11 protein-coding genes are annotated in these 13,819 nt (G+C 59.8%); 10 read left to right on the forward strand and 1 reads right to left on the reverse strand.

What is annotated here, in order from left to right; translation table 11 throughout:
- The first annotated feature begins 286 nt into the window (after positions 1-286).
- The 9 genes from fabV to IG168_RS14205 all read left to right on the forward strand — a co-directional run bounded on the left by fabV (position 287) and on the right by IG168_RS14205 (position 10,469).
- Entirely contained in the window at positions 287-1,465 is a 1,179-nt protein-coding gene (fabV, locus tag IG168_RS14165) for an enoyl-ACP reductase FabV (RefSeq protein WP_193165059.1), read from the forward strand.
- A gap of 225 nt (positions 1,466-1,690) precedes the next feature.
- Positions 1,691-2,734 carry an NADP(H)-dependent aldo-keto reductase gene (locus tag IG168_RS14170; RefSeq protein WP_193165060.1) on the forward strand — a complete coding sequence of 348 codons (1,044 nt, stop codon included), beginning with the start codon at positions 1,691-1,693 and terminating at the stop codon, positions 2,732-2,734.
- A gap of 121 nt (positions 2,735-2,855) precedes the next feature.
- Positions 2,856-4,961, forward strand: coding sequence for a M3 family metallopeptidase (locus IG168_RS14175; protein ID WP_193165061.1), 2,106 nt, complete (start codon positions 2,856-2,858; stop codon positions 4,959-4,961).
- A gap of 175 nt (positions 4,962-5,136) precedes the next feature.
- Positions 5,137-5,370 (forward strand): DUF2789 domain-containing protein, encoded by a 234-nt coding sequence (locus IG168_RS14180; protein ID WP_193165062.1) that lies wholly within the window; start codon positions 5,137-5,139, stop codon positions 5,368-5,370.
- Between the two features lie 220 nt (positions 5,371-5,590).
- Positions 5,591-6,562, forward strand: a complete 972-nt coding sequence (gene lpxL, locus IG168_RS14185) for an LpxL/LpxP family Kdo(2)-lipid IV(A) lauroyl/palmitoleoyl acyltransferase (RefSeq protein ID WP_193165063.1) — start codon at positions 5,591-5,593, stop codon at positions 6,560-6,562.
- A 124-nt stretch (positions 6,563-6,686) separates the two neighbouring features.
- A complete protein-coding gene (gene dapA, locus IG168_RS14190; protein WP_193165064.1) occupies positions 6,687-7,562 on the forward strand; it encodes a 4-hydroxy-tetrahydrodipicolinate synthase in 876 nt (291 codons plus the stop codon).
- Between the two features lie 34 nt (positions 7,563-7,596).
- Complete coding sequence (gene bamC, locus IG168_RS14195) at positions 7,597-8,778, forward strand: outer membrane protein assembly factor BamC (protein ID WP_193165065.1); 1,182 nt, start codon at positions 7,597-7,599, stop codon at positions 8,776-8,778.
- Positions 8,778-9,551 carry an MBL fold metallo-hydrolase gene (locus IG168_RS14200; RefSeq protein WP_193165066.1) on the forward strand — a complete coding sequence of 258 codons (774 nt, stop codon included), beginning with the start codon at positions 8,778-8,780 and terminating at the stop codon, positions 9,549-9,551. The genes bamC and IG168_RS14200 overlap by 1 nt, the downstream gene beginning before the upstream one ends.
- A 90-nt stretch (positions 9,552-9,641) precedes the next feature.
- The gene (locus tag IG168_RS14205) at positions 9,642-10,469 is read left to right on the forward strand and encodes a sulfite exporter TauE/SafE family protein (protein WP_193165067.1); all 828 of its coding nucleotides are present in this window, start codon (positions 9,642-9,644) and stop codon (positions 10,467-10,469) included.
- Positions 10,470-10,576: 107 nt separating this feature from the next.
- Here IG168_RS14205 and IG168_RS14210 read toward each other — a convergent pair whose 3' ends face one another.
- Positions 10,577-12,100: a peptide MFS transporter gene (locus tag IG168_RS14210; protein ID WP_193165068.1), complete on the reverse strand. Its 1,524-nt coding sequence runs from the start codon at positions 12,098-12,100 to the stop codon at positions 10,577-10,579.
- A 439-nt stretch (positions 12,101-12,539) separates the two neighbouring features.
- On the opposite strand from IG168_RS14210, the gene IG168_RS14215 reads away from it, so the two are divergent.
- Positions 12,540-13,754: a tetratricopeptide repeat protein gene (locus IG168_RS14215; protein ID WP_193165069.1), complete on the forward strand. Its 1,215-nt coding sequence runs from the start codon at positions 12,540-12,542 to the stop codon at positions 13,752-13,754.
- Positions 13,755-13,819: the final 65 nt, after the last annotated feature.

Below are 13,819 nucleotides of genomic sequence, written 5' to 3' on the forward strand. Positions count from 1 at the left end.
GAAATCCGGGGATCTGGCGCCAACAGGCGGGATCCTTGGCTTGCTAACACGCACTCCCGGCGTGCTTGTGCCCCTGCATAGGGCGGCAGCTGGTGGATTCCGGCCGCTTTGGCCGCCCGCCGGGATATTCTGGACATGAAATCTGCGCTGTGTGCGCCATGCCTATGGACTGGGCTGCATTCGTCCTTAGAATGGGCGCCCAATGTGACCGATTAACCACGGTGCGCCGTGGGCCCAGTAAGGGCCGGCGACCGTATCTCAACCGCGAAGAGAGAGAACGCAAGGCATGATTATCCAGCCGAAAGTGCGGGGCTTTATCTGTACCAACGCCCACCCGCAGGGCTGCGCCGCCAATGTGCGCGAGCAGATCGACTACATCAAATCCCAGCCGGCGATCGAAAACGGCCCGAAAAACGTACTGGTAGTGGGTGCCTCTACTGGCTACGGCCTGGCTTCGCGCATCACCGCGGCTTTCGGCTGTGGCGCCAAGACCCTGGGCGTTTTCTTCGAGAAGCCGCCGACCGAGAAGCGCACCGCGTCCGCCGGTTACTACAATTCCGCCGCCTTTGAAGAAGAGGCGGACAAGGCTGGTCTCTATGCCAAGAGTATCAACGGCGATGCGTTTTCTGACGAGATCAAGGCCAAGGCCATCGACATGATCAAGGCGGATATGGGCAAGGTGGACCTGGTGGTCTACAGCCTGGCCTCTCCGCGCCGCACCGACCCGAAAACTGGCGAGCTGTACAGCTCCGTGCTGAAGCCGATCGGTGAGGGCTATACGGCCAAGAACCTGAATACCGACAAGCTCGAAATTTCCGATATCACCGTCGAGCCGGCCAACGACGAAGAAATCGCGGCGACCGTCAAGGTCATGGGCGGCGAGGACTGGGAACTGTGGATGGACGCGCTCAAGGACGCTGGAGTCCTGGCCGATAATTGCAAGACCGTGGCCTATACCTATATCGGTGAAAAGCTGACCTGGCCGATCTACGGTCATGCCACCATCGGCAAGGCCAAGGAAGACCTGGACCGCGCCGCCAAGGCCATTACCGGCAGCGGCGAAGCCGACGCTAACGTGGCAGTGCTGAAGGCACTGGTAACTCAGTCCAGCTCTGCGATTCCGGTGATGCCGCTGTACATCTCCCTGGTCTACAAGGTGATGAAAGAAGAGGGCACCCACGAGGGTTGTATCGAGCAGCTGTACCGCCTCTACACCGAGGGTCTGTACACCGACAGCCCTCGCCTGGACGACAGCAACCGTTTCCGCATGGACGACAAGGAACTGCGCCCCGATACCCAGGCCAAGATCGAAAAACTGTGGCCGGAAGTGACCGAGGAAAACCTGTTCGACCTGACCGACTACAAGGGTTACCAGGCCGACTTCCTCAAGCTGTTCGGTTTCGGGATCGACGGTGTCGACTACGATGCGGATACCAGCCCGATCGTTGAGGCTGATTTCAAGTAATCGGCGGGATTTAGGGGCAGAGCAGAACTCCGAAACCCGAAGCCAAGGCGCCGCTGTCGAGAGGCGCTCGCGAAATAATTGCCGATAAGGCTGTTGAGCGGGCGGCTCCTGACGGCGGGGCCGCCCCGAATTCCTCTAGCGGACAATACTCACTAAAGCGCCGCGCCTACAACTCCTTCCCCTCTCCCTGCATAATGGCCGTTTTTGGCCCGCAGGAGTCTCTCCATGGAATACCGCCAGCTCGGCAAAACCGATCTTGAAGTCAGCCTAATTTGCCTGGGCACCATGACCTATGGCGAACAGAACAGTGAAGCGGAAGCATTTGAACAGCTGGATTACGCCGTCGATCACGGGGTGAACTTTATCGACTGCGCGGAGATGTACCCGGTCCCGCCGCGCCCGGAAACCCAGGGGCACACAGAAGCGTATATTGGTAACTGGCTGGCGGCGCGGGGCCTCCGGGACAAAGTCGTGTTGGCCACCAAGGTGACCGGTCGCGGCGACTCAAATCCCGGCGTCGCCCATGTTCGCGGGGGGCCGCGCTTGAATCGCGAGCAGATTTTCAAGGCCTGCGATGACTCCCTGCGGCGCCTGCGCACCGACTACATCGACCTGTACCAGGTGCACTGGCCGGAGCGCCAGACCAACTTCTTCGGCCGCCTTGGCTACGAGCATGGTGGCGAAGAGGGCATCGCCATTGCTGAATCCCTGGACGCACTGGAGGCGCTGGTGAAAGCCGGCAAGGTGCGCCATATCGGTCTGTCTAACGAGACAGCGTGGGGCATGCACGAATACCTGCGCCTGGCGGAAGGGCAGGGCAAGCCGCGGATTGTTTCGATCCAGAACCCCTACAGCCTGCTGAACCGGACGTTTGAAGTGGGCTGTGCGGAGATGGCAATCCGCGAACAGTGTGGTCTGCTGGCCTATTCACCGCTGGGGTTCGGGGTCCTGTCCGGCAAATATCTCGGCGGACAGAAGCCGGCCGGCGCGCGCCTGACCCTGTTCGAGCGCTTCCAGCGCTACACCGGGGAGCGCGCCATCGAGGCAACTGCAAAGTATGTTGCCCTGGCCCGCGATCACGGCCTGGATCCCGCGCAAATGGCACTGGCGTTTGTAAACCGCCAGCCATTCGTGACCTCGAACATCATCGGCGCGACCACTATGCCGCAGCTGCGCCAGAATATAGCCAGCGCCGACCTGCAGCTGCAGCCGGGTTTGCTCGAGGCGATCGAAGCGATACACTCGGGAGATCCCAATCCCGCGCCCTAGCGATTTCGCGCAATGGCTCGCGGGATTCAGCCGGGAGATGGTTTGTCGGATGGGTGGTTGAGACTGCCCGGCGCAGTGGATGATTCCAGGAGGTAAAACAAAAATACACAGGAGTGTACCCATGACCCGATTTGCCCCCGGATGTATCGCCACCTCGACCGCGATTGCCCTGTCGCTGGTGTTGGCTGGCTGCGGAAAAGACTCTGCGCAACAGACTCAGGATGTGGTCGCCGCCCCGGCGTCGGCCGCACCCGAGACATCTTCTCTCCCTCCTTTTGACAGCATTACCGCCGAACAACTGAAGGCGCATTGCGAGCAGCAATTCAGCGAATTGCAGGCATCGCTGCAGACCCTGGAAAAGGCCGAACCGCCCTATACCGAAGAGGCTTTCCTGCCCCGGGTGAACCGTTTTGAAGTGCAGCTGGTCGATGCGCTGTGGATGACTTCGACGCTGGAAGAGGTCCACCCCGACGAAAAACTGCGAGAGACGGCGACCGACTGTGTGCAGTCACTGAACCAGATTGCCACAGACACGAATATGTCCCGGCCGCTGTACGATCGTGCGCTGGCACTCAGTAAAGGCGGACTGGCGGACGACTCCCGCCGCTATGTCGAAAAAAACCTGCAGGATCTCCGGCTCAACGGCGTGGACAAGAGCGAAGAGGTGCGCGCCAAACTGAAAACCCTGAGCGAGGAAATCCTCGCCACCGGGCAGGAGTTCGCGCGCAATATCCGCGATGATGTGCGTTCGATCAAAGTGGAACCTGAGCGCCTTGCGGGGCTGCCGGAAGACTATATCGCCGCGCATCCCGCCGGTGAGGACGGTCTGGTTACCATCACCACCCGCTACCCCGACCTGTTTCCCGTCGCCGATTACGCCGAAGACGACGCGCTGCGCCGCGAACTCTATACGGCGTTCCAGAACCGCGCTTATCCACAGAACAAGGCAGTATTGGAAAAGCTGTTGCAGAAGCGCTACGAGAAGGCGCAGTTGCTGGGCTTCGATAATTTTGCCGACCTCTATACCGCCGGCAAAATGGTCGGCAATGGCCGCGCAGTCCGGGAGTTCATCGATTTGTTGTCGGAGCAGGTGCGCGACGGCGTCGCGGCGGACCGGCGCCAGTTGCTGGCCCGCCTGCGTGAAATCAATCCGGATGCCGATGTGGTGCAGCAGTGGCAGACTCGCTACCTGAAAGAAAAAATCCGCCAGCAAAAATATGACGTGGATTCCCGCGAGCTGCGCCAGTACTTCGCGTACGGCCAGGTGCGCGATGGTATTTTCGGGCTTGTCAGCGACCTGTTTGACGTGCAGTTCAAACCCTGGGATACCGCGGTCTGGCACCCGAGTGTCGAGGCCTACGAAATGTGGTCCGGCGATACCCTGGTGGGGCGCTTCTTCCTCGATATGCACCCGCGCGAAGGCAAGTACCAGCACGCGGCGGCTTTCCCGATTCAGATCGGCATCGAGGGCCAGCAGCAACCGGTCGCGGCACTGGTGTGTAATTTCCCCGGAGAAAAAGATCCGGCGGAGCTGATGGAGTTCACCCAGGTCGAGACCTTCCTGCATGAATTCGGCCACCTGATACACGCGATGTTCGGTGGCCATCAGCGCTGGGCGGGTATATCCGGTATCGCCACCGAGTGGGATTTTGTCGAAGCACCCTCGCAGATGCTGGAAGAGTGGATCTGGGACAAGCCCACGCTGCAGTCGTTTGCGATCAACGGCGAGGGCGAGGTCTTGCCGGATGCGCTGTTCGACAAGATGTACGCCGCGCGGGATTTCGCCCTGGCCAGCAACACCGCCCGTCAGCTGAATTTCGCGGCGCTGTCTTACAACCTGTACAGCGGCGCCCCGACGAAGTTCGACCTGGATGTGGTCGCCGCGGAGACGGCGGAAAAGTATTCGCCATTTCCCCCGATACCGGATACGCATTTCTATACCAGCTTCGGGCACCTCGACGGTTACGGATCCAATTACTACACCTATCAATGGTCACTGGCCATTGCCCAGGACATGTTCAGCCGGTTTGAGCGCGAGGGGCTGCGCAACAAGCAGGTGGCGGCGGAGTACCGGGATCGGGTACTGGCCGCCGGTGGCCTGAAGCCCGCCGCGGAACTGGTGCGGGATTTCCTCGGGCGCGATTACACCGTCGATGCCTATGTACAGCGCTTGCGCGGAGAGTCAGCTGAGCCACAACTGCGCGCAGAACTGGAAACCGAGCTCTGATTCACTGCCGGCAGTGACCGGGGATACCTCCAGCCCGGTGACTGTCGGCATTTTTTCAGTCAGCTGGAGGGGCCTGGCCCCGGCCGTTCGCCAGAGCCGGGCCAACTATACTTGTCCCATTGGTTTTTCTTGCCGGCCCCACGGCAAGGTCACGATTTCCGGAGCAATTGTTGAAATGGAAACCACCGGCTTTCACTCTCTGAACGATCTCTTTGCCCAGCTGGGGCTGCCCACCGAGGATGCCGCCATCGACGAGTTTCTCGCCCTCCACCATCTGGAAGGCGACCAGAAGCTGGCTCGGGCCCCTTTCTGGTCCGACGGTCAGCGGGAGTTTCTCGAAGAAGCCATCCAGGACGATTCCGACTGGTGCGAGGCAGTGGATGAGCTGGATACGCTCCTGCGTCACTGAATAGAGTCCTTTCCGCCGAACCTTATTGCCCGTTCAGGGCGCATGAGGCTCGGCGACCAATAACTCGGGCCGGCAATCCCGGCCGCGGCTCTTCCCGGCAGTCCCTGCGTAGATGTGTGGACAAATGCTGTTCGCGGACCCGGCGCCACTGGTATCGGTTTGACCGCCGCACCGCTATAATGCGCCGCTTTCGACCGCCACCGCGTCCAGATAATCTCCGATGGAAAAACCCCGTTTTCGCGCTGAACTCCTGCATCCCCGCTACTGGCCTACTTGGCTGCTGTTCGGCCTCTGGTTCTTAGTAGCGCAGCTGCCGTACCGCTGGCAGCTCGGATTGGGTCGACTCGTCGGTCGGCTGATGCTGCGGGTCGCGCCGAGCCGCCGAACTATTGCCGAGCGCAACCTGGCGCTGTGCTTCCCGGAAATGAATGACGACGAGCGTGCCGCGCTGCTGCGCCGCAACTTCGAGTCCAACGGCATCGCGCTGATGGAAACCGGTATGGCCTGGTTCCGCAGCAGCGGTTGGTTGCGCAAGCGCCTGACCGTGGAGGGGCTCGAGCACCTGCAGGCGCCACAGGCGCGGGGACAGGGCGTGGTGCTGATGGCGATGCATTTCACCACGCTGGAGATTGGCGCGGCCTTTATGGCCATGTGCCACAAGGTGGATGGCATGTACCGGCCCCACAAGAACCCGGTCTACGACTATATGCAGCGCAAGGGGCGCGAGCGCCACGGCGAGGATTCCGAGGTCTACCAGCGCAAGGATGTGCGTGGCATGCTGCGCGCCCTGCAGCGCGGACGTGCCGTCTGGTATGCACCGGACCAGGATTACGGCATCAAGCAGGGGGTATTCGCGCCGCTGTTCGGCCAGCCCGCGGCCACAGTGACCGGTACTTCGCGTTTCGCCCGCGTCGGCCGCGCGCAAGTAGTGCCCTATACAGTGACACGGCTGGAGGGCGCCGGTGGCTACCAGATGAAAGTCTACCCGCCGATCGACGAAATTCCCTCCGGCGACGAACTGCAGGACGCAATTCTGGTCAATCAGTTTGTCGAAGCCCGGATGCGCGAGAACCCGGACCAATACATGTGGGTGCACCGGCGCTTCAAAACCCGCCCCGAGGGTGCGGAAAATATTTACGAAGGTGTGCGGAAAAAGAAGAAAAAGAAACGCAAAAAACCGGTTAAAAAGTGAGCAAATTATTAGATCTGGCATAGACCCGGCGCCCTCAGTAACATACCGGTTCCTTTTTCGGGCGCTCTCCGGTTTCACAAGGGGCCTGGCGTTCCGGGATAAGTGCAAAAGTTAAGGAGTTAGGATGTTTTCCGGCAGTATGGTGGCGCTGGCTACCCCAATGTATGCAGACGGCAGCCTCGACTGGGACAGTCTGCACAACCTGGTGGAGTGGCACATTGAGCAGGGCACCCGCGCGCTGGTGGCCGTTGGCACGACCGGGGAATCCGCGACGCTCAACGTCAACGAGCACCTGGAAGTGATCCGCCGCGTGGTAGACCAGGTTGCCGGGCGCATTCCGGTCATCGCCGGTACCGGCGCAAACTCCACCACCGAAGCGATCGAACTCACCGAAACGGCGGCCAAATGTGGCGCCGATGCCTGCCTGCTGGTGACGCCCTACTACAATAAGCCCACCCAGGAAGGCCTGTTCCAGCACTACAAGACCGTGGCCAAGGCCGTCTCCATCCCGCAGATTCTCTACAATGTGCCCGGGCGCACGGCCGTGGACATGCTGCCGGAAACCGTGCAGCGCCTGGCAGCGATCGGCAATATCGTCGGGATCAAAGAGGCGACCGGCGATATGGAGCGAGCCCGCATCCTGCTCGATAGCCTGCCGAAAGATTTCGCCATTTACTCCGGTGACGACGCTACCGCCCTCGACCTGATGTTAATGGGCGGGCGTGGCAATATCAGCGTGACCGCGAATGTGGCACCTGCTGCCGTGGCGCAGATGTGCGAGGCGGCCCTGGCAGGCGACGCGGAGACCGCGCGTGCCATCGATCAGCGCATCCAGATATTGCACAAAGTGCTGTTTTTGGAGTCCAACCCGATACCGGTGAAATGGGCGCTCAAAGAAATGGGGCGGATTGAAGGCGGCATTCGCCTGCCACTGACTCCACTTTCCAGTATTCACCACGCCACCGTGCGCGAGGCCTTGCGTACTGCCGGAGTGCTGTGAGCCCGCAACCTGAGAATTAACTAGGGATCCAATAATGACAAAACTGACTGCTGGAGCCGCGCTCTGTATCGCCAGTGTCGCGCTGAGCGGGTGCGGCGTCTTTGGCAAAGAAGGCTATTTCCGCGATCGCAGCGACGACTATCAGATGGCAGACAGCCTGCCGCCCCTGCGGATGCCCCCGGGTGTCAGTGAGAAACGCCAGGAAGAGCTTTACGAAATTCCCCATGTCAGCAGTGGAAGTGTGGATCGCGGCGACTTTGAAGTGCCGCGCCCTCAGGCTCTGTCCGTCAACGCCGGTATGGATCGGGTGAAAATCCAGAAGCTGGGCAATCGCCGCTGGGTACTGGTATCCCAGCCGCCGGCGGAAGTCTGGCCGCAGCTGCACTATTTCCTGCGTACTTCCGGCCTGCAACTGGAGAGCTCCGATGCCTCGGCCGGTATCATGGAGACCCGCTGGCTGACCTTCGGTGACAGCCCTACCACCAAAGACAAATACCGCCTGCGGGTGGAAGATGGAGTGCAGCCGGATACCACTGAAGTCCATGTGCGCCACTTCTCCGTGCCCATCGACAGGAAAGTAAGCGGTCCTGTGCAGTGGCCGGATCAGTCTACCAGCCCCGAGCGGGAAGACTGGATGATCGATGAAATGTCCAGCGCCCTGGCCGCAGAGTCTTCCGGTGCGGCGGCATCCCTGGTCGCGCAGGCCATCGGCGGCGGTTCCGTGAAGGTGCGGGTGCAGGAACCCGCCGGTAAAGAACCGTACATTTCCATGAACCTGGCGATGGATCGCGCCTGGGCAACGGTTGCCCACGCCCTCAACGTCGGTGCCTACCGCTTGCACAAAGAAGATTCGGATATCGGTATCTTCTATGTCACCTACGATGAGAAGCGCGAGCTTTCCGACGAGGATGACGGCGGCTGGTTCTCCTGGGGTAAAAACAAAAAAGGCGAGGACGAACTGGCAGAGTCCGCCGACAAGGTGACGATCCAGCAGGTGCTGGCCAATATCGACACCAGCAACAAGGGCGATGCGGAACTGTTCAAGGATATCCCGGGCGTCGGTGGCGCACCGGCGACAGAATACCCTGGCTACCTGGTGATACTGCACGGCACCAACGACTCCATCGAAGTGCGCGTGCGCAATAGCCGCGGACAGCGCCTGTCCCGCACCAAGGCCGCAGAGATGTTGATGGCGATTCGCCAGAACCTGATCTGATGACGCTGCGCTTCGCTTCCCTGGGGAGTGGCAGCAAGGGCAATGGCACCCTGGTCGCCAGTGGCGGCCACTGCCTGCTGGTGGACTGCGGTTTTACCATTAAGGAGACCGAGCGGCGTATGGCGCGGCTCGGTCTTTCTCCTGCCGACCTGAGTGCAATCCTCGTCACCCATGAACACAGCGACCACCTCTCCGGTGTGGCGCCGCTTGCGCGCAAGTACGGGATTCCGGTCTATCTGACCCCGGGCACCCTGCGCGCGCGTGATATCGGTAAACTGCCGGAAGTCCGCCTGATCGAAGGGCACCAGCCGTTTGCGGTGGCGGATATCCAGGTAACACCGGTGGCGGTGCCCCACGATGCGCGCGAGGCCGCGCAATTCGTTTTTCGCAGCCGCGGCGCCAGCCTGGGTATACTGACAGATCTGGGCACGGTGACTCCCCACGTCGAGGAGCACTTCAGCGGCTGTGATGCGCTGGTGCTCGAAGCCAATCACGATCCACAGATGCTGGCACAGGGGCCCTATCCTCCGTCGCTGAAACGGCGCGTCGGCGGGGCCTACGGACACCTCAGTAATCAGCAGGCGGCGGGATTCCTGCAGCGGGTTGGCTACGAACAGCTACAGCACCTGGTGGTTGCCCATATCAGCGAAAAGAACAATACGGTCGAACTGGCGCGCACTGCGCTGGCGGATGCGGCGGGGCGTGTAGCCAATTGCCTCTTCGCCTGTCAGCAGGAAGGGTTCGACTGGCTTCAGATCGACAAGGGCGACTGATCCGGTTAATCGGCGAGCGGTTTTCCCGTATACAGTTGAAAGGAAATAAGAACGGTGGCGTGGCCACCGTTTTTTTATTCGGGGGCAATTTTGGAAACACTACTCATCTATCTGTTGGTCGGTGCGGTGGCCGGCACCATTGCGGGTCTGTTCGGCGTCGGCGGTGGTCTGATCATTGTGCCGGCACTGGTCATGGTCTTTGCCGCACTGGGCATATCTGCGGAGATCCTTACCCAGATGGCTGTGGCTACGTCACTGGCGACGATTGTTATCACCTCGCTCAGCTCAATTCGCACGCATCACCTCAAGGGGGCCGTGAACTGGTCCATCTTCAAGGCCATGGCGCCGGGTATCCTGATAGGTTCCTGGTTCGGCGGGGTGACCGCCCACTTACTTCCCGGCCCCTGGTTGCAGTTACTGATCGGCATATTCGCGCTGGTGATAGCCGCCAGAATGGCGTTGAGTAGCCAGCGTCATGCCGACCTGCCGGCAGATGAAGCTCGCGTGCCGGGAGGACCGGGGCTGGCTGCTGCGGGGGCGTTTATCGGCTGGGGATCGGCCATTTTCGGTATTGGCGGCGGTTCGCTGACGGTGCCCTTCCTGTCCCGCTGTCGCGTACAGATCCAGCGCGCGGTAGCCACCTCTGCTGCCTGTGGCCTGCCGATTGCGATTGCCGGTGCCTTCAGTTTCGCTGTGCAGGGTTGGGGCGATTCCCTGTTGCCGGCATGGACCACCGGCTATATCTACTGGCCGGCGTTCTTCGGAATCGTACTGACGAGCGCGCTGTTTGCGCGCCTCGGTGCCCTGCTTGCGCACCGGTTGTCTCCAAAGCTACTGAAAAAATGCTTTGCCGGACTGTTGCTGGTCATCGGCGTGCGGTTTATCTGGCTGAATAGCGGGCTGCTGTTCGGAGGCTAGGAACTTGCGCTCCGGGTTGGAGTTTGGGGTAACGAAAAAGGCCGCTGGAAACAGCGGCCTTTTTTATGTCGTTAACACCCGTTGGCCGGGCATAAGCGAAAGTGCGATCAGGCAGTTTTCGCTTCGACTTCCGGGGCAGCGGGGGCTTCGCCACCGTTTTCCCAGATTTTAGATCTGAAGCTGATCAGCGCGATGATGATACCGATACCGATACTGAACAGGCTGATTTGCAGATACAGGTTGGGGAGCTCTTCGATATTATTCGGATCGAAGTTACCTGCCAACAGGCCGGAAATAATGTTGCCGATGGAATAGGTCAGTACGAATACACCCATCATCTGGCCGGCGAAACGACGCGGCGACAGCTTGCTGACTGCACTCAGTGCAACCGGGCTCAGGCAGAGCTCGCCGACGGTGTGCAGGAAGTAAGTGGTGATCAGCCAGTAAGGGGCTACTTTGAGACCAGCTGCCGCATATTGGGCAGCGAAGAACATGACGATAAAACCGGACGCCATGATGATCAGGCCGATTGCACACTTGATGCTGTAGGACGGCGAGATCATGCGCTTGCCCAGGTTCACCCACAGTGCCGCAAAGAAGGGCGACAGCAGTACGATGAACATCGGGTTGGCATTCTGGAACCAGGAGGCCGGGAACTGGAAGCTGCCAAGCAGGCGATCGGTGTAGTCGCGCCCGAACAGGTTCAGGGAAGAGCCCGCCTGCTCGAAGCCGGACCAGAAACAGGCCGAAGCGAGACAGACCAGGAACAGTGCCCACAGTTTCTTTTTTTCCGCAGGGCTCAGATCGCCACCAAAATAGATGAAGCCATAGTAGGCAAAGAACATCAGGGTGAAGGCTACGGCCACATACTGGGCCACGACCACCGGGTTGATGGTGATCATATCTGACAGTGCCAGGCCGGTGATCACGGCTACTACGACCAGCATCGCGCCAATGACGCGCCAGGCGACCTTGGCCTTTTCCGGCGCCATCGGGTTCTCCGGCAGCAGGCTGGCATCGCCCAGGTTGTGGATAGTCTTGCGATACTGGATCAGGCCGACGGCCATACCCACGGCAGCGGCGCCGAAGCCCCAGTGCCAGCCGACATTCTCACCAAAGTAGCCACAGATGGTGTAGCCGATAAAGGAGCCGATATTGATACCCATGTAATACAGGGCGTATCCGCTGTCCCGGCGCACGTCTTCCTGCTGGTACAGGTGGCCGACCAGGGCGCTGATGTTCGGTTTCAGCAGACCGGTACCGGAGGCGACCAGGATCAGGCCAACGAAGAAGGTGCCGTCATTGGGGATCGCGAGCACGATATGGCCGCACATAATAACGACGCCGCCGTAGAAGACGGCACGCTGGCCGCCTATGAGGCGGTCAGCAATCCAGCCGCCGGGCAGGCCGAGAAAATAAACTGCACCAGTGTAGAGACCGTAGATCGCTGTTGCCGCGGCCACAGTAAAGGCGAGTCCTTCTTCCTGCAAACTTGCAGTCATGAACAACACGAGCAGTGCGCGCATGCCGTAGTAACTCATCCGCTCCCACATCTCGGTGAAGAACAGGGTCGAGAGGCCCTTGGGATGCCCGAAAAAGCCGTCGCTGTTTTGGTATGTTTTCGACGTCATAAGCTGAATTTCCAGTTGTTATCGCTCTAGTGGAACATGCCCGGCGGCAGCTCCCCCAGTTACCGGAGTTGCCAGGCGCTGCTTCGCGGCGCGGCCCTGCAAGGTACAGGCGGCGGTAGTAAGGTCCGCCAAAAATATACTCGCGATGTGAAGTGCGCGCCTGATCCTCCGCCAGTCATTGTTTTTCGAGAGATCCAGCCAAACTGCAGACCGGCAAAAATGGCAATGATATTTACCGCGCCGGGGTGGCATCCTGCCAAATTTGGACAAGTGCCGGTCGCGGCGAGATCTCCCGGATCGAACCTTCGCAGTGTAACAGTTGTATGTTTGGCAGGCGAATCGTTACAGGTGAAACAGGACGTCCGCGCCAAAGGGGTTCACATTGGAGGGAATAAGTGGTAAATCCTGTAGTGAACACTGCCTGCAGGGGATAATAACGATGAAAACCCCAATTGTTGTGGCGCTCTGCCTGATGCTGGGCGCCTGCACCACGGCGCCTACCAGGGTGCCCCCGCCCGACATCGGGGCGGCAATTAGTGGCGAGGCCATACTCGGGCGTCCGCTCGATCCGGCGCGGCTACCCGATGATCAGCCTTTGACACTGACGCCGCAGTTGCGCGCCTATCTGGCAACAATCGCCCCGGGCAGGCGCCCCGACCAGCGCCTGGCGGCGCTGATCCGCGCCTTTGAAGCGCGCGAATTCCATGTCGATTACGATTCCGAGAGCACGCTGACAGCCAGTGAAACCTATGCCGAACGACGCGGCAACTGCATGGCGTTCACCCTGATGATGGTCGCCATGGCCCGGGAACTTGGCGCTGATGCCTATTTCAATCAAGTGGACGTCCCGCCGGTCTGGGGGCAGGACGAACCGCAGTCGTTCGTGATTTACCGGCATATCAATATGGTGTCGGAGAGCTCGCGCGGGCGTCGCGTGGTCGACTTCAATCTCGCGGCCTACGATCCCGTCTACGACCAGATAAAGCTCACGGATACCGAGGCGCTGGCGCAGTACTACAGTAATCGCGGTGTGGAACTGATGCGTCACGACAGGAGTGAAGAGGCATTTCTCTATCTGCGTAAGGCGCTGCAATTGCGGCCCGGCGGCAGCGATCTCTGGTCTAACCTGGGGTCACTCTATAGTCGACTCGGGTACAGGGATGAAGCGGAGCAGAGTTACCGACAGGCCCTGGCGTTAAACTCCGGCCACCTCGTGGCGATCAGTAATCTTGAACGCCTGTACCGTAGTAGTGGCCGTATTGTACTGGCCGATGAATACGCTGAGCGGGCGCGCTATCACCGCGAGCGCAATCCCTATTACCTCTATTACCAGGCCCGAACGGCCTATGAGCACGGAGATTATCCGCTGGCAAAAAAACAGCTTAAGCATGCTCTACGGCAGTACGAGGACGATCACCGTTTCCACTTTCTGATGGCTCTGACTAAATATCGCATGGGAGATATGGAAGGATCGCGAGAGGATTTTCGTGAGGCATTTTTATTGGCAGAAAATCAGGGCACCAGAAACGCCTATTTACATAAGTTGGAGTATCTTCAGCGAGCGCAACCAGATCAGAAGGTGGAAAATTCAAGCCCGAAAGTTAATGTTTCAAGGCGGCCGTACCGATCTAACTTAGACTTATTGGGATTTTAACAGCGGCAAGATGCGGCGATATCTTGTTTCGGTCGTCTTGGTTTAACGGAAAAAATAAGGTTTAG

It is taken from the genome of Microbulbifer hainanensis, from assembly GCF_014904735.1.
In the GTDB taxonomy this organism is placed as follows: domain Bacteria; phylum Pseudomonadota; class Gammaproteobacteria; order Pseudomonadales; family Cellvibrionaceae; genus Microbulbifer; species Microbulbifer hainanensis.